Origin of the sequence: Micromonospora sp. C51 (genome assembly GCF_018070435.1) — a bacterium.
Lineage (GTDB): Bacteria > Actinomycetota > Actinomycetes > Mycobacteriales > Micromonosporaceae > Micromonospora > Micromonospora sediminimaris.
Map to the genome: position 1 here is coordinate 75,491 of NZ_JAGPXQ010000006.1, position 21,668 is coordinate 97,158.

Sequence of the window (21,668 nt, forward strand, 5' to 3'; positions counted from 1 at the left end):
CCGAAGACGTCACGGCCCGGCCTGGTGATCCGACGAGGTCAGTGCCCGGTCTGGTGACCGACGACGTCCGGCCGGCGCCCATGGGCGCCGGCCGGACGAGGGAGCGGTCAGGCCGCGTCGGTCACCCGGACGGTGAACGAGGCGGTGTTGTCGGCCGGGTCGGCGTCGGCCACGGAGTTGCCGTACCACTGGGTGCTGAGCTGCAACGAGACAGTTCCGAGGTCGCCCGGGACGGTCTCCGGCTCGGCGCGCAGCAGCACGTCGAAGCTCCGCTGTTCGCCGGCCATGAAGCGGTCGCCGGGTACGACGAAGTTGGTGAAGGAGCTCGGGGCATCCTGCGGGTCGGTGCCCCAGATCACCACGCCCGCCGGCAGGCCGGTCGCCTCGACCCACAGGTACTCGTGCGCGGTGTCACCGGCCCACCCGACGGTCACCGGCAGCCGGCCCTGGTAGCTGCCGTCCGCCTGTCGGGTCAGCGTCACCGACCCGGCCGTGGTGAGGTTGGCGCGGGCCTGGGTGTCCTGGACGTAGGGCACCGGGTGGCGCAGCGAGCCCGAGGTGGAGCGGAAGCGGGCGGCGAAGCTGGCCCGGTCGGCGACCTCGTCCCGGCCGTCGCCGACGTTGACCGAGATGCGCCCGCCCTTCGCGATCATCGCGACGTCCCGGGTCGGGGTGAGCACGTCGAAGGCGATCGAGAACGACCGGCTCTCGCCCGGCTCGATGTCGCCACCCGGCACCGAGCAGGTGGCTGTCCGTCGGTTGTCCTTCGGCGCGCCGAAGCCGCACGCCTCCTCCGGGTCGAGCCTTCCGAGCGAACCGGCGACCGGCTCGACGACGAAGATGCTGAAGTAGGTGGCGGCCGGGCCGTTGTTGGTCACCGTGACCGGCAGGCTGCCGTGGTAGCCGCGGCTGGTCGGTTCGAGCACCAGCCGACCCACCGAGATGTCGGCGGTGGAGCTGCCGGTGGTGGGCGCGGCGGCGGCCGGTGCGGCGAGCGGCAGCAACACCGCGCTGGTGCCGAGCAGGATGCCGGCCAGCCGACGTCCAGTACGTGTCCTCATCTGGAAGGTCCTCCCGTGGTCCCCGTCACCGCGCGGCTCGTCCGCGCGGTGTCACAAGTGGCACGCGACGGGCGTCGATCCGGTTGCGGACTCTTCTGCCGGAAGCCCGACAGCGATGCAGCCGTACGCGTAGCGATCCTCGTCGTTGTCGTGGTTCGGGTCCATGAGCGGGTCGGCGTCGCTGCCGACCGGCGTCACCTCGGCGATGCCGGTGCCGCTGGCGTTGTTCGTGTTGCGAAGCCCGAACCGGAAGGTCCGTTCCACGCCGGGGCCCAGCGGGCCGAACCGGCAGATGATCGGACCCTTCGGCGGTGCCCCGTCCCGGCAGGCCGACCAGTCGCCACCGTCCGCGACCGTGCCCACCTGCATCCGCAGGTGCAGTTTGACCAGACCGGCCGGGACGGCGCTGAGGTTCCGCACCGTTACGGCGATCGTCCCGGTACGCGCGCCGTCCGCGTCCGGCGCGCTCCACGTCACGTTGCCGGCGGAAACCGTCAGATCGGCCAGGTGCGGGTTCGGGCCGAACGAGGTCGGCCCGTCCACCTGGGTGAAGCGCGTTCCGGACCACCGGTAGTCGCGCCACTGACGCTGCGACCAGTCCAGCGACCAGTCGGTAGCGGGCGCGAGGTCGGCCATCTCCACCCGGACCGTGCCTCGGTCGGTGACCTGCGCGTCGAGCAACCACTGAGGGGCCGTCTTGGCAGATCGGGCTACCTGGCCGAGGACGACGATCCGACCCTGGGCATCTCGGTCGAGTGCCACCACCTGAGACGGGCCCTGCTGGAAGAGTTGGCAGCGGAGCAGGGCGACCGTTTCGACCGCGCCGTCGCCGTCCACGTCGCCGTGGACGAGGCCGTCCAGCAGCACGTCGTCCTCGCTCAAGTGTTCGGTGGCGATCCGGGTCGGCCCCGCCGTGCAGGTCGAGCCAGGCACCCACGCCGGTAGGTCGACTTGAGCGCCCAGAAGTTCGGACCGGCTGATCCGCCCGTCCGGCCCGGCCCGGGTCGGGCTGACCGTGCTCGGCGACGCCGACGGCGTCGGTGTCCTTGACGGCGGCGAGGTGCTCTCGGACGGGCTCGGGGCGATGGTCTGTGCGGGAGCGGGAGATGGGTCGGGCCGACGGTCCAGGGCGGCGTTCGCGCCCACCGGAATCGCCACGGCGAGCACCACGGCCGCCGCACTGACCGTCGCTGTCCGCTGGCGGCGCCGGTGGACGGTCCGTCGGACCGCTGCCGTCCCGGCCGGATGCACCACCGGGGCGTACGCCGCGCGGAACTTGGCGAACTCGCCGCCGACCAGGATGTCGTCGGGCTCAGTCATGGTGGTTCACCTCATTCGTGGGGGTGAGTTGCGCCGCCAGCGCGGCCCGACCTCGGTGCAGCCAGGACTTGACGGTGCCTTCCGGCACGTTCTCCTGAACCGCGATCTGCGCGACGCTGAGATCGGCCAGGTAGTGCAGCACCACCGCGCGGCGCTGGTTGGCGGGCAGGCCGGCCAGCGCCGCGGTCAATGCGACGCGATCCGGTCCCGGCCCCGGCACGTACTCCTCACGCTGCCGGTGCAGCCACGCCCGCGCCGTCCGCGCCCGCCGCCAGCGGCTGGTGGTCAGGTTCCACGCCACCCGGCGGACCCACGCCACCGGGTCCTCGTACCGGGACACCCGGGACCAGCGCGCGAACGCCCGGCAGAAAGCCTCCTGCACCATGTCCTGTGCTTGGGCCAGATCGCCACAGTAGGCGGTGAGCTGGATGGTCAGCGATCGGAAATGTGCGTGGTACAGACCATCGAAGTCGACCGTCGTCGGTCCGTCCGGCTGCCTCGCTGTCCCCTCGGGCGGCGGATCGTCGAGCTGCGGCTCCCTGGTCACCGTCATCTGGTCCTCCCCGTGAGCATGCCGCCGGCGCGGTCACATCGATCACACGCCCAGATGTCAGCTCGGGTTGCGCGGGTTGTCGCGCCGTGGCTGACATCCGCTGTCCGGTCGGAGACAGCGGGCCGCTGGATGCTCGCCCCGAGATGCGGAGCGCGCGACCCCTGCCGGCCCGGGTCTCCGGCCTCGAACGCTGTGGTTGACTGTCCGGGACAGGAGGGGGAGCGGTCGTGCAGCTGCCTGCGGTGCTCGGTGAGCCGATCCGGTTCGTGCTGAACTGGGGCCGCCGCTACTCGCTCTGGGTGTTCAACTTCGGCCTGGCCTGCTGCGCCATCGAGTTCATCGCGACCAGCATGTCCCGCCACGATTTCATGCGACTCGGCGTGATCCCGTTCGCGCACGGCCCCCGGCAGGCCGACCTGATGGTGGTCTCCGGCACCGTCACCGACAAGATGGCCCCAGCGATCAAGCGGCTCTACGACCAGATGCCCGAGCCGAAGTACGTGATCTCGTTCGGTGCCTGCTCGAACTGCGGCGGCCCGTACTGGGACTCGTACTCGGTGACCAAGGGGGTCGACCAGCTGATTCCGGTCGACGTCTACGTGCCCGGCTGCCCGCCCCGGCCGGAGGCGCTGCTGCACGGCATCCTCCGTCTTCAGGAGAAGATCGCCGCCGAGCAGTCCGGCATCGGCGGGGTGCCCCGCACCGACCCGCTCGCCGCACCGGTCGACGCGCCGCCCAGCGACGGCACTGCGGTCCGCTCCGTCGCCTCCCTGACCTCGCCACCGGTACGCCCGCCGACCGCCTGACCGGGGCCGACGCTGCTGGGTCGGGTCGCGGCCGGTGTCCGGCCGGGTGCGGGGGGCGGTCCGGTCGGTCCGGCGAGACCGGTCGCTCGGCTGGCCGTCGGGGTGGTGAGGTTTCGCTAGCGTACGGATCATGACCGACGTCGCCGAGCAACGTTCCGCCTTCATCATCGAGGTGCTGACCGAGGAGTTCGGCACCCTGATGGCGCTCGACCCGGCCGCCTTCCGGCGCAAGTTCCGCAAGATGGCCGCCTCGCCGTTCGCCTTCTACCGGGGCAGTGCCAGCCTGTTCTACGCCGACCAGCGTGGCGACTTCGCCGACGACAGTTTCCTGGACGAGCAGACCAGCCGGGTGTGGATCCACGGCGACCTGCACGCGGAGAACTTCGGCACCTACATGAACGGCTCCGGCCAGCTCGTCTTCAACGTCAACGACTTCGACGAGGCGTACGTCGGGCCGTTCACCTGGGACCTGCGGCGGTTTGTCGCCAGCGTGGCGTTGATCGGCTACACCAAGGCGCTCTCCGACCGGATCATCAGCGACCTGGTCACCTGCTTCGCGAACGCGTACCTGGTCGAACTGCGGGCCATCGCCGCCGGCGGGGACGACGCCATCGGGTCGATCACCCTGGACAACGCCGACGGTGTGCTGCGTCGGGTGCTCCAGCAGGCGCGGCTGAACACCCGGGTCGACCTGCTGCGGGGACAGACCACCATCGACAACTACGAGCGGCGCTTCTCCGTCGGCGACGGGGTGTACGAGATCGACGGTGACGTGCGGGCGCGGGTGTGCGCGGCGTTCGAGACGTACCTGGAGACGCTGCCACCCGCCACGGCGCAGGCCCGGCCGCTGGCCGCCCAGATCAAGGACGTGGTGCTGCGTAAGGGGGTGGGCATCGGCTCGGCCGGACTGCCGTCGTACAACCTCCTGTTGGAGGGGCACACCCAGGCGCTGGAGAACGACGTCGTGATCTACATGAAGCAGGCTCAGGTGCCGGCGGTGGCCCGGTACATCGACGACGAGCGGGTCCGCGGCTACTTCCGGCACCAGGGACACCGCACCGCCGAGTCGCAGCGGGCCCTCCAGGCACACGCCGACCCGTGGGTCGGCTTCACCGAACTCGACGGCGTCGGTCAGCTCGTCGCCGAGGTGTCCCCGTACGCGGCCGACCTCGACTGGTCGGACGTCAACGAACCGGAGGAACTGGCCGGGGTGCTGGTCGACCTGGGACGGTCGGTCGCCCGGATGCACTCGGTGGCCGACGACGAGTCCAGCCACGACCTGGTCGACTACTCGACCGAGGAGGCCATCGTCGCCGCCGTCGACGCGGACACCGCCGGCTTCGTCGGGCACCTGGTCGACTTCGCCCACACGTACGGGGTACGCGCCCGACACGATCACCAGCTCTTCGTCGACCTGTTCCGCAACGGCCGGCTGCCCGGCATCTGACCCGACCCCGCTCGGGGCGTTCAGGCGGCGAAGTCGAGGACGACCTTGATGTCCTGCGATCCGGGGGAGTAGGCGGAGGCGTACTGGGCCAGCGGCACCCGGCGGGTGATCAGTGAGCCGAGCCAGGCCGGATCGGCCTTGGACAGTGCCTCGGCGGCACCCTCCCAGTGGCGCCGGTTGGCGTTCACCGAACCGAAGACGACGTTGTTCTCCAGGACGAGGGTCCGGTTCAGCGCGCCCGCGTCGAAGTCGATCGTCCGGCCACCGCTGGACACCCCGGCCAGGCAGACGATCCCGTTGGGGCCGACCTTGCACATCGCCTCCAGCACGACCACTGGTGCGCCGGTGCACTCGATGATGACGTCCGGTTCGAGGTCCAGCTGATCGAGCGGTCCGGAGTGGTACGTCGCACCGAGCGCGCCGGCAAGCGCCGGCTTGGGGCCCTCGGTGGCCAGATCGAGCACGTGCACCGAGAGACCCCGCTGGCTGGCCAGCAGCGCGGCGAGCAGGCCGATCGGCCCGGCACCGGTGATCAGTGCCGTACGGGGCTGCCACTCCGCCCGCAGGCCGATCCGGTCCACGTGGTCCCACGCCTTGACCATCACACTCGTCGGTTCGAGCAGCATGCCCACCTCGATCAGCGACGGATCGAGTCCCACCGCGAAGCGGGGCTGCAACCGCCAGCGCTCGCGGGCGAAGCCCGGCAACGCCTTGATGCCGTGCTCGGTGAACAGGCCGTTGCGGCACATGTCCCACTCGCCGACCGCGCAGTTCGGGCAGGGCATCGGATCGGGGTGCCGGACGATCCCAGCCACCAGGTCGCCGGGTTGCCGGGTACCGGTCGGGTCCTCCAGCACCCGGCCCAGCGACTCGTGACCGAGCACCAGGTGGTCGGTGTCGGGCGGGGCCTCGCCGTACTGTCCGTCGATGATTTCGATGTCGGTGCCGCAGACGCCCACCGAGAGGGCCTCCACCAGGATCGGCCCCTCCTCGGGGGCCGGCTCCGGGTAGTCGTCGAGGAGCCGCAGCGAGCCGGGTACTCCGGGGATGACGGTCACAGCGCGCACGGGTCCATCCTGGTGGCCACCGACGATCAGCATCGGCGAAGTCCGCAAGAGTCACCCGCCCGCGTACACCCGGCCGGTTGGTCGGGTGTCGGCTGGCTCCGCATCGGCTCGGCCGAGGACTCCGGCCACAGGGCCTAGGATCAGCGACATGACACCGGAAGAGGTCGGCCAACGGCTCGTCGCGCTACTTGCGCCCGTCGAGGCCACCGCGACGGTCTCCGGCGGTGAGGTCCATTCCCGGGCCACCATCGACGTACCCCCGAACGCCTGGCGGGCCGCGCTGCTGGCCGCCCGCGACGACACCGAGCTGGCCTTCGACTACTTCGACTGGCTGTCGGCCGTCGACGAGTTGGCCGACGGGTTCGACGTGGTGGCCCACCTCTGGTCCACCACGCACCGGCACGGGGTGCTGCTGCGTGCCCGGGTGTCCCGCCAGACACCGATTGTCGACTCGGTGGTGACGGTCTACCCGGGGGCCGCCTGGCACGAGCGGGAAACCCACGAGATGTTCGGCATCGACTTCGCCGGGCACGCCGATCTGCGCCCGCTGCTGCTGCCCCCGGAGTTCGAGGGGCACCCGCTGCGCAAGGAGTTCGTACTGGCCTCCCGGGTGGCGAAGCCGTGGCCGGGTGCGAAGGAGCCGGGTGAGTCGGAGGCCGGCGGTGGCCGCCGCCCGATCCGACCCCCGGGTGTGCCCGCGCCGGGCGAGTGGGGAGTCGTGCCGACCCCCGCCGGTGCCGGTGGGGTGGGGGAGGGTCCGCGTGGCGGCACCCCGGCCCGTCCCGCCCGGGAGCGCCCGGCCCGTCCGGCACCGGGCGCCCGCGGTCCGCGTACCCCTCGGGATGCCGGCTCCGCCGGGGAGCCGGCGGGCTCGCGGCCGGGCCCCGGCGGTCCGGGGCCTGCGGATGGGACAGCGTCCGAGGGTGGTCCGGCACCGGATGACGGAGGTAGCGCCTGATGCCGCTCTGGCTGGAACTGGTGGTCCGGATCGGTGGCGTGCTGGCCGCCTTCCTCGTTCTGCCGTTGTTGGTGGGACAGGCGGAACACAAGGTGATGGCGCATATGCAGGGCCGGCTCGGCCCGATGTACGCGGGCGGGTTCCACGGTTGGGCGCAGTTGATCGCCGACGGGGTGAAGTTCGTCCAGAAGGAGGACGTCACCCCGCGCGCGGCCGACCGACCGGTGTTCCGGCTGGCTCCGGCGGTGGCCCTGGTGCCGTACCTGCTGGCCCTGCTGGTGATCCCGCTCGGTCCGAACGACCTGGTCGGCCAGCCGCTCGACGTCGGGTTGTTCTTCGTACTGGCGGTGGTCGGGGTGGGCGTGCTGGCCGTGCTCATGTCGGCCTGGGCGTCGGCCAACAAGTACAGCCTGCTCGGCGGGCTGCGCGGTGCGGCACAGCTGCTCGGTTACGAGTTGCCGCTGGTGCTGGCCGCCGCGTCGGTGGCGATGGCCGCCGGGACGCTCAGCCTCTCCGGCATCGTCGAGGCATGGCAGCCGTGGTGGCTGCTCTGGCAGGCACCGGCGATGGTCATCTTCTTCGTGGCCGGGCTGGCTGAGATCCGCCGGCCGCCCTTCGACATGCCGGTCGCCGATTCGGAGCTGGTCTTCGGCTACCTGACCGAGTACACCGGCCTGCGCTTCGCCTTTTTGCTGCTGGCCGAGTACGTCGGCATCGTGGTGATCGCCGCACTCACCACCGTGCTGTTCCTCGGCGGCTGGCAGGGCCCGTTCGCCGACGCCCAGCTCGGCTGGCTCTGGACCCTGTTGAAGGTCGCCGCCGTCAGCTTCGTGATCATCTGGCTCCGGGTCTCCTACCCCCGACTCCGCGAGGACCAGCTCCAACGCCTCTGCTGGCTCGTCCTGGTCCCCGCCGCCCTGGCCCAGCTCGTCCTCACCGCCGCCGTCCGCATCGCCCTCTGACAGCCGCCACCTACCTGCCCCGCCTGCCTCCCTCCCGCCGCGTCGACCCCCGCGTTGACCATGAAGTTGTTGTCGTCCGGCCCGACGTGGCGCGACAACAACTTCATGATCAATAAGGGTGGGGGAGGGGCGGGCTCAGCCGAGGGGGGTGTGGGCGGGGTTTACGCGTTCGGCGGGGGTGGGGGGTCCGGGTGGGGTGCCGGTGCCGAAGGGGCTGCCGCCGAGGGACTCGCGGTCGTGCGGGGTGAGCCAGTTCGACAGGTCGGGGCCGAGCGGCACCACTCCGGTCGGGTTGATGTCGCGGTGCACCTCGTAGTAGTGCCGCTTGATGTGGTCGAAGTCGATCGTGTCACCGAAGCCGGGCGTGGTGAACAGGTCCCGGGCGTACGCCCACAGCACCGGCATCTCGCTGAGCTTCTGCCGGTTGCACTTGAAATGGCCGTGGTAAACCGGGTCGAAGCGGACCAGCGTGGTGAACAGTCGGACGTCGGCCTCGGTGATCGTGTCGCCGACCAGGTAGCGCTGCCCGGCGAGTCGCTCACTGAGCCAGTCGAGCCGGTCGAACAGCCGTCGGTACGCCCGCTCGTACGCCCCCTGGCTGCCGGCGAAGCCGCACCGGTAGACGCCGTTGTTGACGTCGGCGAAGACCACCGCGTTGACCTCGTCGATCTCGCCACGCAGGTGTTCCGGGTACAACTGCGGCGCACCCGAACGGTGGTACGCGGTCCACTCGGTGGACAGGTCCAGGCTCATCTGGGCGTAGTCGTTTGTCACCACCTGCCCGGTGGGCACGTCCACGATGGCCGGCACGGTGATGCCCCGGGGATAGTCCGGGTAGCGCGCGAAGTAGGCCTCCTGGATGCGCTCGATGCCGAGCACCGGGTCCCGCCCGTCCGGGTCGAGATCGAACGTCCAGCTCCGCGCGTCGTGCGTCGGACCGGCGACGCCCATCGAGATGGCGTCCTCCAGGCCGAGCAGTCGCCGCACGATGATCAGACGGTTCGCCCACGGGCAGGCGCGGCTGACCACCAATCGGTAACGCCCCGGCTCGACCGGATAGCCGTCCCGCCCGTCGGCGGTGATTTGGGTGGTGATGTAGTTCTGGTCCCGCTTGAACTCACCCGGCTCGACGTACCTGCCGCCGCCGCTCTTACCGTCCTCGCCCATGTCGCCCCCAGGGTGTGCCCGATTCGTCCTCGCCCCCATCATGGCGGATCTTCCTGCGACCGGCCCGGTGACCGGGCGGCGGGCCAGAGCCGGGCCTGCGTGGCCCGCTCAGCGTGACCGAGGGGTGATCCGGTCGAGTGGGATGTCCATCTCCCACGGGTCGGCCAGCAGGATGCCGTCGCTCATCCGGGCGTGCTCGACGTAGACGCGCTTGACCGGGTCGAGCCGGTTGGCGTGCACCACGATCCCCGCCTCGGTCTCGATCCGCCAGAAGAAGGGAATGTCCGCCTCGGCGTAGAGCGCCGGCTTGATTGGTGCAGTCGTGTGAGGGAGGGCGACACGATCAGTTGTCCGTCCAGGAGTTCACGGCGGCGTCCGTCGTCGGGCAGGCGGTCGAGGGCGTCCGTCGTCCACTCGCCCGGCGCCGGGTTGTCGTCGTGCAACGCGGCGGTCATTGACGGGTCCTTTCCGGTGTGTCGTTCTCCCCGCAGCCACCGTACTACCGGCTACCCCCGGGTGGTGGTCGCGCGCGCCGTGCCCACAGGGCAGGATGTTCGGCATGAGCGAGCGCGAGCGAAGCGAGGCGACCGGCCTGCCCGGCAGCGGCCTGGTCAAGGGGCTCGCCGTCACCTTGAAGACGATGACGAAACGCTCCACCACGGCGCAGTACCCGGACGTCGCCCCCGAGCTGCCGCCCCGCTCACGTGGGGTGATCGCGCTGCTGGAGGAGAACTGCACGGTCTGCATGCTCTGCGCCCGCGAGTGTCCGGACTGGTGCATCTACATCGACTCGCACAAGGAGGAGGTGGCGGTGCCGGGGGCCGCACGGGCCCGGCAGCGCAACGTGCTCGACCGGTTCGACATCGACTTCTCGCTCTGCATGTACTGCGGCATCTGCATCGAGGTCTGCCCCTTCGACGCGCTCTACTGGTCGCCGGAGTTCGAGTACGCCGAGTACGACATCAAGGACCTGCTGCACGACAAGGACCACCTGGGCGAGTGGATGGCCACGGTCCCGCCGCCACCGGCGCACGACCCGCACGGCGAGCCGGCCAAGGAGGAGACCGCCGCCGCGCGCAAGGCCGCCGTCCCGGGCGCGCCCGCCGCCCGTCCGACCACCCCGGCGGTACGCCCCGAGCGCCGGCCCGCGCCACCGCGCGCCGCCGACGACGAAGGTACGTCCGCGTGACCGGGGTGGACGCGCTGCTGCTCGCCCTCGGCGCGGTGGCGGTCGGCTCGGGGGTGCTTGTGGTGGCCACCCGGCACCTGGTCCGTGCGGGCCTCTACCTGGTGGTCTGCCTCGGCGCGGTGGCCGGCATGTACCTGGTGCTCGCTGCCGAACTGGTCGCCTGGGTGCAGGTGCTGATCTACGTCGGCGCGGTGGTGGTGCTGCTGCTGTTCGCCGTGATGCTGACCCGCGCGCCGATCGGCGCCTCCGACGACCTGGACCGCCCCGGCTGGCCGGCCGCGCTCATCGGCGGTGGTGCCGGGCTCGGGCTGGCGGCGTTGCTTGTCGACGCGTACCGCTGGACGACAGTGGACCTGCCCGACGCGGGCACCGCCGAGCGCCTCGGTGAGCAGGTCTTCAGCAACTGGGTGCTGCCCTTCGAGGTGCTGTCGGTGCTGCTGCTCTCGGCACTTGTGGGTGCCATCGTGCTGTCCCGCCCAGACATCGGCGCCACCGGGGACGACGCGGCGGGCGATCGGGGGCGGTCTCGGTGAGGCCGGTCATCCCGTACGTCACCGCCGCGCTCCTGTTCGGCCTCGGCGTGTACGGCGTACTGCGGCGGCGTAACGCGGTGCTGGTGCTGATGTCCGTCGAGCTGATGCTCAACGCGGTGAACCTGATCCTGGTCACCGCCGACACCACGGCGAAGGCGGTGCTGCCGCACGGTGGGCAGGTCTTCGCGTTGTTCGTGATCGTGCTGGCCGCCGCCGAAATCGGGGTGGGTCTGGCGATCGTGCTCCAGCTCTACCGGATGCGGGCAAGCGTCGCCGTCGACGAGATTCCGCTGACCGAACAGCACACCGCAGAACCGGTCCACGCCATGATGGTCGGCCAGGCGTCACCGGCCGCCGGAAGCGAACCGGAGGAACCGCGGTGAGCGTCACGACGTTGGGTGCGTTGCTGCCGGCCGTACCGCTGCTCGCCGGCCTGACCGGCCTGCTGCTGCCACCGTCGCCGCGGGGCGCGGCCATCGGCGAGGCGACGGCCCGCCGGGTGGCCGCCACCCTTGGCATCGCTGGCGCGGCCGGTGCGCTCGCCCTGGCGGTGGCCCTGCTGGTCGCCCTGGACGGCCCGGCCGAATCCTCCACCACCTGGATCGAACTGGGCGGGCTCACCGTCACCCTCGGCGTACGCCTCGACGGCGCCGCCGCCCTGGTCGCCGTCGCGGTCACCACTGTCGCCCTGGCGGTGCAGATCTACTCGACCGGCTACCTGCGGCAGGGGCCGCCCGAGGAGCCTGACCACCGTTACCCGCCGTACGCGGCGCAGGTCAGCCTCTTCACCGCCGCGATGCTGCTGGTGGTGGTATCCGGGGACCTGATCCTGCTGCTGGTCGGCTGGGAGGTGATGGGGCTCTGCTCGTACCTGCTCATCGCCCACGACCGGCGGCTGCCGGAGGCGCCGGCCGCCGCGATGAAGGCGTTCCTGGTCACCCGGGTCGGCGACGTCGGCTTCCTGCTCGGCATCGCGCTGCTCGGAGTCTCGGCGGGCAGCTTCCGGATCGCCGACGTGCTCACCCACGACCACGGCACCGCCACGCTCACCGGCGCCTGCCTGCTGCTGCTCGCCGGGGTGGCCGGCAAGAGCGCCCAGTTCCCGCTGCACACCTGGCTGCCCGACGCGATGGCCGGACCGACCCCGATCTCCGCGCTGATCCACGCCGCGACCATGGTGGCCGCCGGCGTGTACGCGGTCACCCGGCTGTGGCCGCTCTTCGAGGCCACCCCGACCGCGCTTGTCGTGCTCGGCGTGATGGCCTCGGTGACCCTGCTGCTCGGCGCGCTGGCCGCCACCGCCCAGGACGACATCAAGCGGGTGCTCGCCTGGTCGACGGTGTCGCAGATCGGCTACATGACCGGGGCGCTCGCCGTCGGATCCCCGCCGGCCGCGTTGTTCCACCTGCTCACCCACGCGGCGTTCAAGGCGCTGCTGTTCCTCGCCGCCGGTGCGGTGATCCACGCCGTCGGCACCACCCTGATGTCCCGGATGGGCGGGCTGCGGCGCAGCATGCCGGTGACCTTCTGGTGCACGCTGATCGGGCTCGGCGCGCTGGCCGGCGTACCGCCGCTCTCCGGTTTCTGGAGCAAGGAGGGGGTGCTCGCCGCCGCCGAGCAGGCCGCCCTGCACGGCGACGGCCCGGCACCGGCCTGGGTGGGCTGGCTGGTCTGGCTCGCCGGGCTGGTCGGTGTCGCCGTCACCGCCTGGTACGCCACCCGGCTGTTGCTGGGCACCTTCTTCGGTGTGCCCCGCACCCCGCTTGCCCAGCCGCCGCACGACCCGCCGGCCGTGCTGCGCTGGCCGGTGCTGGCGCTGGCCGTACCGGCGGCGCTGCTCGGCCTGGCCGGTTTTCCGGGCTGGTTCTCCCGCCAACTGCAAGCCACCCGGCCCGCCGCTCCCGACGCTGTGTCGGATCTGCTGCCGCCGGACGGGTTGATCCACCTCACCCCGACCGTGCTGCTGCCGCTGGCGCTGCTGGCGATCGGCGGCGGACTGGCGTGGGTCGGGTGGCGGCGGGGCGGCGGTGCCGACCCGGTGGCCGCGCTCGGTCCGCTGCGGCCGGTCTTCGCCCGCGCGTTCCGGCTCGACGACGTGCAGCACACCCTGGTCGTACGCCCGACCACCGCGATGGCGCGTGCGGCGCGTACCGCCGACGAGCGGGTGGTGGACGGTGCGGTCACCGGCACCGGACGCGCCGTGGGCGCCCTCGGCGGCAGGCTGGGCGTCCTGCACCGCGCGGCGCTGCCCCGGGCCGCCGCCGCGGTGCTGGCCGGCGCGCTGCTGATCGGCTTGGCCGCGGCGGCCCTGATCGGAGCGACGGCATGAGCGAACGTCAGCGAGCGCACCACCTACCCGGCGTCCCGGTGCCGCCTGCCGGCCCGCCGGCCAGCGGGGGGTCGGCATGAACGTGGGGGAGTTCCTGCTGGTCTCGGTACTCGCGGTGCCGGCGCTCGGCGCGCTGGCGGTGGCGGCGACGCCCCGCGACCGGGCGGCGCGGATCGTGGGCATGGTGGCCGCCGCACTCACCCTCGTCGCGGCGGTGTCGCTGGTCGGCGGCCGGAACGGCACATGGTCGACGTACGCGCCCCAGGACGCCGCCGGGGCGGTGCGTCCCTGGCACTCGGTCGACCTGCCCTGGGTTCCCGGGCTGGAGCTGCGCTTCCACCTGGGCGTCGACGGCATCTCCTGGCCGCTGGTGGTGCTCACCGCCCTGCTGACCCTGCTCTGCTGCGGCTACAGCCTGTGGCGGGTGCCGGGCGGAGGCGACGGCCGGGCCCTGGTGGCGCTGCTGCTGGTCGTCGAGGTCGGCATCCTCGGCACCTTCCTCGCCCTCGACCTGGTGCTGTTCTTCCTCTTCTTCGAGGTCGTCCTGCTGCCGATGTACGCGATCATCGTCGGCTGGGGCGGCGACGGCACCGACCCGGCGGCACTGGACGCGCGGCGGCGGGCGGGGCGGAAGTTCGCCCTCTACACCCTGTTCGGTTCGGTGCTGCTGCTGGTCGGCGTGTACGTCGTGGTGGCCGCCGCCGGCACCGCCGACATCGTGGCGCTGACCGGCGGCACCGAACTGTCCCGCACCACCCAGCTCGCCGCCTTCACCCTGCTCGCGCTGGCCTTCGCGGTGAAGAGCCCGCTGTGGCCGCTGCACTCGTGGCTGCCCGACGCGCACACCCAGGCACCCACCGTCGGCAGCGTGCTGCTCGCCGGGGTGCTGCTCAAGATGGGCACGTACGGTCTGATCAGGGTCGCCGTCGGGGTGGCCCCCGAGGGCGCACGGTGGGCGGCACCGGTGCTCGGTGTGCTCGCCGTCGCCGCCATCCTGATCGGCTCACTTGTCTGCCTGGCCCAGACCGAGTTGAAGCGGCTGATCGCGTACTCAAGCGTCGGACACATGGGCTTCGTCCTGCTGGGAGTCGCCACCCTGACCGCCACCGGAATCCAGGCGGCGCTGATCGGCAACGTCGCCCACGGCATCATCACCGGTCTGCTGTTCTTCCTGGCGGGCGCGATCAAGGACCGTACCCACACCGGCGCGCTCAGCGAGCTGTCCGGGCTGCGGGAGACTGCCCCGCGCCTGTCCGGGCTGCTCGCGTTCGCGGCGGTCGCCTCGCTGGGGCTGCCCGGGTTGGCCGGCTTCTGGGGCGAGGCGTTCGCCGTGGTCGCCGCCGTTGAGTCCGGTGGTGCGTTGTGGACCACGCTGGCGGTGCTGGCCGCGATCGGTGGGGCACTGACGGCGGCGTACCTGCTGCGACTGTTGCGGCGGGTGACCCACGGCGAGCCCAGTCCGGCGGTCGCCGCGCTCGGGCCCAAGCTGGCCGGGGCCGAACTGGTCGCCTGGGCGCCACTGGTCCTGCTCGCGCTGGCCGTCGGGCTGGCCCCGACGCTGGTGCTGGGCGTCGCCGAAGCTCCGGTCGAGGCCCTGGTGGGAGTGGTGGCGCGATGAGCGAGCGCAGCGAGCGAATTATTCCGCGCAGTGCGGTGGTGGCTCGTCGTGACGCCGAGCGTAGCGAGGTGGCGCGATGAGCGAGCCGAGTCTGGTGCAGGCCGTCGACCACGTGGCGCTGCTGCCGGCGTACCTGGCCGCCGGGACGGCGGTGCTGGTGCTGCTCGTGGACCTGCTGGCGGCCCGGCCACCGGCCACCGTCGCCACGGCGGTCACCGGGGCGGTCGCCACCGCGGTCGGCGCGGCGGCGGTCGGCTCGGGGGCCGAACGACGCACGTTCTGCGTCGGCGCCGACTGCTCGTACGTCTTCGGCGGCCGGGCCGCCCTGGTCGCGGCGCTGGTGGCGCTGCTCGTCCTCGGGGTGCTGGCGTTGTCCGGGCCGCTGTTGCGGGCCGGGAACACTCCGGTGGGGGAGTACTCCTTCCTGCTCGCCTGTTCGATGACCGGTGGCGTGGTGCTCGGCGCGGCCGGTGACCTGATCACCCTGATCGTGGCGGTGGAGGTGCTCACCCTGCCGCTGTACGTGCTGGTCGGCCTGCGGCGGGGCAGCCTGGCCAGTGCCGAGGCGGCGGTGACCTTCTTCGTCGTCAGCGTGGTCGCCACCACGCTGACCCTGCTCGGCGCCGCGCTGCTCTACGCGGTCACCGGCGGGCTGCACCTGGAACGGCTGGGCACCCTCCTCGCCGACGAGGCGCTGCTCGACCTGCCGTTGACCACGGTCGCGGTGACGCTTGTGGTGGCGGGACTGGCATTCAAGGTGGCGGCGGTGCCGTTCCACGCCTGGGCACCGGCCACCTACGACGGGGCGCCACTGCCGGTGGCCGCGTACCTGTCGACCGCGTCCAAGCTCGGCGGCGTGGTCGCGCTGCTGGCGGTGGTGCGGCAGGCGCTGCCGCCGGAGGTGACCGGGCCGGTGCTGGCAGTGGTCGCCGCGCTGACCATGACCGTCGGCAACCTGGTGGCCCTGCGCCAGCGGCGTACGGTCCGGCTGCTCGCCTGGTCTTCGGTGGCCCAGGCCGGCTACATCCTCGCCCCGCTCGGCGCGTTGGCCCTGACCGCCGACGCGGACGCCCGCACCGCCGCGTACGCCGCCGCCCTGGCGTACGCCGTCTTCTTCGTGCTGCTGGAACTGGCCGCCTTCGCCGGCGTGGTGGCCCTGCGTCCGGCCGGCGCCGACGGGGGCAGGCTCGACGACCTGCGCGGAGCGGCACGGCGGCACCCCTGGATCGGTGCCGGGCTGGCGTTCGCGCTGATCGGCCTCGCCGGCCTGCCACCCGGCCTGGCCGGACTGTTCGCCAAGGTGACGGTGGTCCGGTCCCTGCTCGGTGGCGACGCCGGCTGGCTCGCCCTGGTGGTGGCGGTGAACGCGGTCATCGGCCTGGCGTACTACCTGCGGGCCGCCGCGCTGCTCTACGCCCCGCCGGGAGACCTCACCGCCCCTGTCGCCCGACCCGCCCGCGCGGTGGCTGCGGCGCTGGCGGTGGCGACCGTGGTGGCCCTGGTCGTCGGCTTCGCACCGCAGGTCGTGCTCGATCTCGCCGGGAGCTGAACCCGGGCCGGCCGGCGCGCCGTCCGTCACTCAGGTAACTCTCAGTCATGAGACGGATGGTTGACGGGTACCGGTGTGTTGTACCGGTCAGCGGATCCCGGCATCCGTGCACCGAAGGAGTGATCGTGCACCACAACCGTCTGAAGACCGCCGCGCTGCTCGGCCTGCTCACCTCGCTGATTCTGGCGGTGGGCTACTGGTTCGGCGGCAGTGGCGGCCTGGTCATCGCCGTGCTCGTGTCGCTGGTGATGAACGGCGTAACGTACTTCTACTCCGACAAGCTGGCACTTCGCTCGATGCGGGCGCAACCGGTCAGTGAGGCACAGTTCCCCGAGCTGTACCACATGGTTCGCGAGCTGGCCGCCGAGGCCCGACAGCCCATGCCCCGGCTCTACGTGAGCCCGACCGCCCAGCCCAACGCGTTCGCCACCGGGCGAAACCCGCAGAACGCGGCCGTCTGCGTCACCCAGGGGATCGTCGAGCTGCTCGACTACCGCGAGCTGCGGGGCGTCATCGGCCACGAACTGTCGCACGTCTACAACCGGGACATCCTCATCTCCAGCGTGGCCGCTGGCCTCGCCGGCATCATCACCATGCTGGCGAATCTCGCCCTGTTCATCCCGCTGGGCGGCAACAGCGACGAGGACGGCCCGAACCCGCTGGTCCTGCTGCTCACCATCATCCTGGGGCCGATCGCGGCGACCGTCATCCAGCTGGCGATCAGCCGGAGCCGCGAGTTCCAGGCGGACGCCTCAGGTGCCGAACTGACCGGGGACCCGCTGGCCCTGGCCAGCGCCCTGCGCAAGATCCACATGGGTGCTCAGCGGCGGCCGTTGCCGGCCGAGGGGCAGCTCACCAGCACCGCGCACCTCATGATCGCCAATCCGTTCCGGGGCGGCGGGGTGGCCGCGCTCTTCGCCACCCACCCGCCGATGGAGCAGCGGGTCGCCCGACTTGAGCAGTTGGCGAGCCAGACGGGCCCCGTGCGCTACCAGCGCTGACCCGCCCGGACCCAGCACCGACCCCTCCCCTCGCCGTGCGCCCCGTCTGGCCCCGCCCTGGCCCGTCTGGCCCTGCCCCGGCCCGTCTGGCCCCGCCCTGGCCCGTCTGGCCCCGCCTCAGCCCGTTGCCCCGCCCGTTTGGCTCGGCGCGCGCCCGGCGTCGGACCGCTCTGATCCAGCGTCACCGCCACCACCCGATCGACACGTCCGCCGCCCGCGCCCGGTCCGCCCGGCGCGGGCGGCACCGTCTCGCCGGGGCGGAAGGGCAGCACGAGTTGCGGTATGTCGGCCGGTCGGAGGCGGCCCGAGCGAGCAGATTGCGGCATCCCGGGAACCGGATGCAGCCGTCCGGATGCAGCCGTGCGGGCATGCCGCCGGCTGCTCGCCGGCAGGGCTTGCGGCATCCGCCGCCAAGGGTTGGGTGAGCGCCGCCACAGGGTCGGACCGGGGGGCCGGCCGGACCGGGGACGTTAGGGTCTAACCGAGTCTCGCTCATTACATCTCGTGGAGGTCCGCTGTGGCTGGGCTGCGCCGGTATCTGGCTGTCTGGCAGATCCCGGGCGCACCGACCCTGCTGGTCACCGGCATCATCGGGCGACTCGGGATCGGCATGACGCCACTCGCGTTGCTGCTCGTCGTCGAAGGCGTGACCGGCCGCTACTCGTTGGCCGCCGCAGCCGGCGGCTGCTACGCCCTGTCCGGTGCCACGCTGAGCCCGGTGGCTGGCCGGATCGCCGACCGGATCGGTCCCACCCCGGTGCTGCTCGGCACCGCGATCGCCCACCCGTTGGCCCTGATCGGGCTGCTCTGGGCGGCCCGCGCCGATGCCACTCCCTTCGCGCTGGTCCTGCTGGCTTCGGCGGCGGCCGGTGGGACGTACCCGCCGATGACCGCCGCGATCCGTGGCGCCTGGAACGGCCTGACCAACGTCGACTCCGGTCGGTACCACCTGCGCAACACCGCGCTCGCCGCCGAGACCACCCTCTTCGAGATCGTTTTCGTGCTCGGCCCACTGCTGGTGGCCGGGTTCGTGCTGGTCGCCGACGCGGGGGCGGCGTTGATCGGCGCCGCGGTGGTGACCCTGGTCGGCACCCTGTCGGTCGCGCTCGGCCAGGCCATGCGCGGCTGGCGTCCGCACGCCCGGGAACATCACGCCCGTGGCCTCGGTCCGCTTCGGGTCGCCGGCTTTCCGGCGCTGCTGCTCTGCGTGGCCAGCATCGGCATCGCCTTCGGTGCGGCCGGCGTGACCGTCCCGGCGTTCGCCACCCGGTACAGCCCCGACGACCCGAACAGCCTCGCCGGCGTGCTGCTGGCCGTCTGGGGGGTCGGCAGCGCGATCGGGGGAGTCTGGTTCGGCGTCCGTCGGCCGGCCCGCAACATGACCCGCCTGTTCGCCTGGCTGCTCGCCGTGCTCGCCGGCAGCTTCGCCGTCTTCGCCGTGATGCCCACGCCAGGTGCCCTGGGTGCCGCCCTGGTGATCGGTGGAGCCGCCATCGCTCCCGCGCTGACCCTGGAGAACACCCTGGTCGGGCGGATCTCGCCGACCAGCATGCTGAACGAGGCGTACACCTGGGTGGTGACCATGTCGGTCGGTGCGAGCGCCGTCGGCGGCGCCGTCTCCGGCCTGATCGTCGACCATGCCGGTGGGGTGCCCTGGGCCTTCCTGTTCGCCGGGTCCGCACTCGCCGTCGGAGCGGCGGTCGCCGCGCTGCCGGCCGGCCCCATCGCCCGCGCGGAGGCCACCGCCGTCCGGGCCGAGCAGCCCGCCGCGGCCTGACCCGCGCCACGATGGGTACGACGGCCGGATGTTTCTCTTCTCCAACCGGATCGGCTGTGTCGGCTTGATCCTGGTCAGCGCGATCCTGACGGTCGTCCTGCTGCTGATCTTCGCCCGTTGACCCGACTCCGACGTCTGTCCTGCCCGTTCAGCTGGCTCGGACCGGGCCCGCGACGTCCGGCCGCCGGCGGGCGGTAGCCTCGCGTGCCGAGGAGGTGAGTCGTGGAGCTGACCGCGGTGGGCCCTACCCATCCGGCCGTCGTGGCGAGCTGGGCGACCTCTGCCGAGGAGAGTCGCCGCTGGTGCTCCCACGACCGAGTGACAGCGGAGCACGTCCGGCGCTGGGGAACCGAGCCCGACGTGCTCGCGTACCTCGCGCTCCTCGACGGAGAACCGGCCGGCTACGGCGAGCTGTGGCTCGACGACGACGAGGCCGAGGTGGAGGTGGCCCGCCTCATCGTGGCTCCGGCGCTGCGCGGCCGGGGCCTGGGCCGTCGGATGGTCACCCTGCTCACCAACCTGGCCCGGGACCACCATCCGACGGTGGTGATGCGATTGCACCCCGACAACGCTCCGGCGCTGCGGTGTTACACCGCCGCCGGCTTTGAACTGGTTTCCTCGGACGAGGCGGATCAGTGGAATCGGGGCCAGCCCGTGCCGTACCTCTGGCTGCGTCACCGGCGCCACGACTGAGGCCGGACCGGCTGCGGAGCGCGACAGCTACGGGTCCGCCCGGTGTTCACCGGGACCCGCGACGCAGGTCGGCGACCTCAGCTGACGGCGTGAAGCCGGCCGAGGCATAGGTAGTGACGGCACCGACGTTGGAACTCTCCACGCATACACCCGCGCTGGAAGAACCCATGTCACGAAGGGCCGCAGCGGCGGCAAGCGTGATCGCCGTGCCGTAGCCGCGGCCGCGGTGACTGCGATGGACACCCATCGGTTCCAGCAGACCTGGCCGCCCCGGGCCGGCTGCCCACACAGCCGCGACTGCCACGGCGTCGTCGTTCTGATCGAATGCGGCAAGGCAGCGTGCGTCAGCGTAGAACGGGCCGCTGGCCATGGCGAGCCAACATCCCACCGTGCGGTGCCGGTCGGCGTCGGTGAAGGGCGAGCCGCGGAACGCGGACCAGTGGACGCCGACCCACACCTCGGCGCGATCGGGCTCGATCGTCTCGATGCGCAGACCGCAGTCCGGTACCGGTTCCGAGAGACTGCGATGGAACGTTGTCCACGGCTCGTCCCGCTTCCAACCCCGCTTGAGCAGCAGCTGGGTGAGAAGCTCCGCACCTCGGGCTTCGACGGTCGCACCGTCGGAAGTCAGGACACGCCCTGGGTCGTCCAGGTCAGCCGCGAGCCGGCGAGCCAGTGCCTCGTCATCACGCCAGTCGGGAGCGACGGCCAGGCGCGCCAGTTCGGGGCCGTCCAACAGCCCGAGCGCGAGAACCTCCCCGTCGCGGCGCCATATCCGGGTGGCAGCCGCCGTCGCCTCGGCACCACGTAACGAGTGCCACCCGAGATCGCCGGAATGCAGATGCAGCGGACCCCCGTCGTACTGCCACCGCTTGAGCGCGCCCACCGCCGGTGACAACTCGTCGACGCTCGGGGTGCTCAAACTGATGCTCATGAGTGCACCCAAACCCAGCGAGCGGCCGGGCACCACCGATTTTGTGGGCGAGCCGGCGGTCTCGTCCCAGGGCTGCGTTACCGGTAGTTGGTGAACTGGAGCGCCACGCCGAAATCCTCGGCCTTGAGCAGCGCGATGACCGCCTGAAGGTCGTCCCTCTTCTTGCCGGTGACGCGCAGCTGGTCGCCCTGGATCTGGGCCTGGACGCCCTTGGGGCCCTCGTCGCGGATCTTCTTGCTGATCGCCTTCGCCTTGTCCTGGTCGATGCCCTGGATCACCTTGGCGTCGAGCTTGAAAACCTTGCCCGAAGGGCGAGGATCACCCGCGTCCAGCGACTTCAGCGAGATGTTCCGCTTGACCAGCTTCTCCTTGAACACGTCCAACGCGGCCCGGACCCGCTCCTCGGTCTCCGCCTGGAGGCTGATCGCCTCCTCACCCGACCAGGAGATCTCGGCGCCTGTACCCCGAAAGTCGAACCGCGTCCCGAGCTCCTTGTCCGCCTGCCGGAGGGCGTTGTCGACCTCCTGGCGATCGACCTTGCTCACGATGTCGAACGACGGGTTCGCTGCCATACTCATGCTCCTGCTGTCTGGCTGTTTTGTGATCCTTTAGCCCTGGTTGCCCAGGGGTACGACCCCCTGACGGTACCCGGTTGCGGCGGCAACGGGTGGAGCCGCTATCCTTGCTTCCGCCGCCGCGCCACG

Annotated in this window: 21 protein-coding genes; 13 read left to right on the forward strand and 8 right to left on the reverse strand. The window is 71.8% G+C overall.

Features of this window, described 5'->3' with window-relative positions:
- Positions 1–107: 107 nt before the first annotated feature.
- From KBX50_RS09855 to KBX50_RS09865, 3 genes are read right to left on the reverse strand one after another with little or no spacing between them, the layout of a single operon-like run.
- The gene (locus tag KBX50_RS09855) at positions 108–1,061 is read right to left on the reverse strand and encodes a hypothetical protein (protein WP_210936479.1); all 954 of its coding nucleotides are present in this window, start codon (positions 1,059–1,061) and stop codon (positions 108–110) included.
- A 51-nt stretch (positions 1,062–1,112) separates the two neighbouring features.
- The gene (locus KBX50_RS09860; protein ID WP_210936480.1) at positions 1,113–2,381 is read right to left on the reverse strand and encodes a hypothetical protein; all 1,269 of its coding nucleotides are present in this window, start codon (positions 2,379–2,381) and stop codon (positions 1,113–1,115) included.
- Positions 2,374–2,934, reverse strand: a complete 561-nt coding sequence (locus tag KBX50_RS09865; protein WP_210936481.1) for a SigE family RNA polymerase sigma factor — start codon at positions 2,932–2,934, stop codon at positions 2,374–2,376. The genes KBX50_RS09860 and KBX50_RS09865 overlap by 8 nt, the downstream gene beginning before the upstream one ends.
- Positions 2,935–3,161: 227 nt before the next feature.
- On the opposite strand from KBX50_RS09865, the gene KBX50_RS09870 reads away from it, so the two are divergent.
- Positions 3,162–3,740: an NADH-quinone oxidoreductase subunit B gene (locus KBX50_RS09870; protein ID WP_210936482.1), complete on the forward strand. Its 579-nt coding sequence runs from the start codon at positions 3,162–3,164 to the stop codon at positions 3,738–3,740.
- A 130-nt stretch (positions 3,741–3,870) separates the two neighbouring features.
- Complete coding sequence (locus KBX50_RS09875; RefSeq protein ID WP_210936484.1) at positions 3,871–5,187, forward strand: DUF2252 domain-containing protein; 1,317 nt, start codon at positions 3,871–3,873, stop codon at positions 5,185–5,187.
- Between the two features lie 20 nt (positions 5,188–5,207).
- Here the strand turns inward: KBX50_RS09875 and KBX50_RS09880 are convergent, their stop codons facing one another.
- On the reverse strand, positions 5,208–6,254 hold the full coding sequence (locus KBX50_RS09880) for a glucose 1-dehydrogenase (protein WP_210936486.1): 1,047 nt from the start codon (positions 6,252–6,254) through the stop codon (positions 5,208–5,210).
- A gap of 148 nt (positions 6,255–6,402) precedes the next feature.
- Between KBX50_RS09880 and KBX50_RS09885 the strand changes: the two genes are divergently transcribed.
- Together KBX50_RS09885 and KBX50_RS09890 are read left to right on the forward strand one after the other, a co-directional pair.
- The gene (locus KBX50_RS09885) at positions 6,403–7,212 is read left to right on the forward strand and encodes an NADH-quinone oxidoreductase subunit C (RefSeq protein ID WP_210936488.1); all 810 of its coding nucleotides are present in this window, start codon (positions 6,403–6,405) and stop codon (positions 7,210–7,212) included.
- A complete protein-coding gene (locus KBX50_RS09890; protein ID WP_210936489.1) occupies positions 7,212–8,174 on the forward strand; it encodes a complex I subunit 1 family protein in 963 nt (320 codons plus the stop codon). Before KBX50_RS09885 ends, KBX50_RS09890 begins: the two co-directional genes overlap by 1 nt.
- A gap of 135 nt (positions 8,175–8,309) precedes the next feature.
- Here the strand turns inward: KBX50_RS09890 and KBX50_RS09895 are convergent, their stop codons facing one another.
- Both KBX50_RS09895 and KBX50_RS33285 read right to left on the reverse strand, forming a co-directional pair.
- Positions 8,310–9,341 (reverse strand): glutathione S-transferase family protein, encoded by a 1,032-nt coding sequence (locus tag KBX50_RS09895; RefSeq protein WP_210936490.1) that lies wholly within the window; start codon positions 9,339–9,341, stop codon positions 8,310–8,312.
- Positions 9,342–9,449: 108 nt separating this feature from the next.
- Complete coding sequence (locus KBX50_RS33285) at positions 9,450–9,584, reverse strand: hypothetical protein (RefSeq protein ID WP_282101362.1); 135 nt, start codon at positions 9,582–9,584, stop codon at positions 9,450–9,452.
- 307 nt (positions 9,585–9,891) lie between these two features.
- Here KBX50_RS33285 and KBX50_RS09905 point away from each other — a divergent pair, with 307 nt between their 5' ends.
- The 9 genes from KBX50_RS09905 to KBX50_RS09945 all read left to right on the forward strand — a co-directional run bounded on the left by KBX50_RS09905 (position 9,892) and on the right by KBX50_RS09945 (position 20,030).
- On the forward strand, positions 9,892–10,530 hold the full coding sequence (locus tag KBX50_RS09905; RefSeq protein ID WP_210936491.1) for an NADH-quinone oxidoreductase subunit I: 639 nt from the start codon (positions 9,892–9,894) through the stop codon (positions 10,528–10,530).
- Positions 10,527–11,063, forward strand: a complete 537-nt coding sequence (locus KBX50_RS09910) for an NADH-quinone oxidoreductase subunit J (RefSeq protein ID WP_210936492.1) — start codon at positions 10,527–10,529, stop codon at positions 11,061–11,063. The genes KBX50_RS09905 and KBX50_RS09910 overlap by 4 nt, the downstream gene beginning before the upstream one ends.
- On the forward strand, positions 11,060–11,446 hold the full coding sequence (gene nuoK, locus KBX50_RS09915) for an NADH-quinone oxidoreductase subunit NuoK (protein ID WP_210936493.1): 387 nt from the start codon (positions 11,060–11,062) through the stop codon (positions 11,444–11,446). The genes KBX50_RS09910 and nuoK overlap by 4 nt, the downstream gene beginning before the upstream one ends.
- Complete coding sequence (locus KBX50_RS09920; protein ID WP_210936494.1) at positions 11,443–13,392, forward strand: NADH-quinone oxidoreductase subunit L; 1,950 nt, start codon at positions 11,443–11,445, stop codon at positions 13,390–13,392. The genes nuoK and KBX50_RS09920 overlap by 4 nt, the downstream gene beginning before the upstream one ends.
- 76 nt (positions 13,393–13,468) lie before the next feature.
- The gene (locus KBX50_RS09925) at positions 13,469–15,010 is read left to right on the forward strand and encodes a NuoM family protein (RefSeq protein ID WP_210936496.1); all 1,542 of its coding nucleotides are present in this window, start codon (positions 13,469–13,471) and stop codon (positions 15,008–15,010) included.
- Positions 15,011–15,086: 76 nt separating this feature from the next.
- Entirely contained in the window at positions 15,087–16,559 is a 1,473-nt protein-coding gene (locus KBX50_RS09930; protein ID WP_210936498.1) for an NADH-quinone oxidoreductase subunit N, read from the forward strand.
- A 125-nt stretch (positions 16,560–16,684) separates the two neighbouring features.
- Positions 16,685–17,560 carry a zinc metalloprotease HtpX gene (htpX, locus tag KBX50_RS09935; protein ID WP_093403731.1) on the forward strand — a complete coding sequence of 292 codons (876 nt, stop codon included), beginning with the start codon at positions 16,685–16,687 and terminating at the stop codon, positions 17,558–17,560.
- Between the two features lie 517 nt (positions 17,561–18,077).
- Positions 18,078–19,337: an MFS transporter gene (locus tag KBX50_RS09940; protein ID WP_210936500.1), complete on the forward strand. Its 1,260-nt coding sequence runs from the start codon at positions 18,078–18,080 to the stop codon at positions 19,335–19,337.
- A 222-nt stretch (positions 19,338–19,559) separates the two neighbouring features.
- A complete protein-coding gene (locus tag KBX50_RS09945) occupies positions 19,560–20,030 on the forward strand; it encodes a GNAT family N-acetyltransferase (RefSeq protein WP_210936502.1) in 471 nt (156 codons plus the stop codon).
- Between the two features lie 46 nt (positions 20,031–20,076).
- Here the strand turns inward: KBX50_RS09945 and KBX50_RS09950 are convergent, their stop codons facing one another.
- Entirely contained in the window at positions 20,077–20,964 is an 888-nt protein-coding gene (locus KBX50_RS09950) for a GNAT family N-acetyltransferase (RefSeq protein WP_210936655.1), read from the reverse strand.
- Between the two features lie 77 nt (positions 20,965–21,041).
- Positions 21,042–21,536 (reverse strand): YajQ family cyclic di-GMP-binding protein, encoded by a 495-nt coding sequence (locus tag KBX50_RS09955; RefSeq protein WP_210936658.1) that lies wholly within the window; start codon positions 21,534–21,536, stop codon positions 21,042–21,044.
- Positions 21,537–21,668 lie beyond the last annotated feature (132 nt).

Coding starts and splice junctions, on each gene's coding strand:
- KBX50_RS09855 (WP_210936479.1), bottom strand. CDS start 1,061: ATGAGGACACGTACTGGACGTCGGCTGGCCGGCATCCTGCTCGGCACC.
- KBX50_RS09860 (WP_210936480.1), bottom strand. CDS start 2,381: ATGACTGAGCCCGACGACATCCTGGTCGGCGGCGAGTTCGCCAAGTTC.
- KBX50_RS09865 (WP_210936481.1), bottom strand. CDS start 2,934: ATGACGGTGACCAGGGAGCCGCAGCTCGACGATCCGCCGCCCGAGGGG.
- KBX50_RS09875 (WP_210936484.1), top strand. CDS start 3,871: ATGACCGACGTCGCCGAGCAACGTTCCGCCTTCATCATCGAGGTGCTG.
- KBX50_RS09885 (WP_210936488.1), top strand. CDS start 6,403: ATGACACCGGAAGAGGTCGGCCAACGGCTCGTCGCGCTACTTGCGCCC.
- KBX50_RS09890 (WP_210936489.1), top strand. CDS start 7,212: ATGCCGCTCTGGCTGGAACTGGTGGTCCGGATCGGTGGCGTGCTGGCC.
- KBX50_RS09895 (WP_210936490.1), bottom strand. CDS start 9,341: ATGGGCGAGGACGGTAAGAGCGGCGGCGGCAGGTACGTCGAGCCGGGT.
- KBX50_RS09905 (WP_210936491.1), top strand. CDS start 9,892: ATGTTCGGCATGAGCGAGCGCGAGCGAAGCGAGGCGACCGGCCTGCCC.
- KBX50_RS09925 (WP_210936496.1), top strand. CDS start 13,469: ATGAACGTGGGGGAGTTCCTGCTGGTCTCGGTACTCGCGGTGCCGGCG.
- KBX50_RS09930 (WP_210936498.1), top strand. CDS start 15,087: ATGAGCGAGCCGAGTCTGGTGCAGGCCGTCGACCACGTGGCGCTGCTG.
- KBX50_RS09950 (WP_210936655.1), bottom strand. CDS start 20,964: ATGAGCATCAGTTTGAGCACCCCGAGCGTCGACGAGTTGTCACCGGCG.
- KBX50_RS09955 (WP_210936658.1), bottom strand. CDS start 21,536: ATGGCAGCGAACCCGTCGTTCGACATCGTGAGCAAGGTCGATCGCCAG.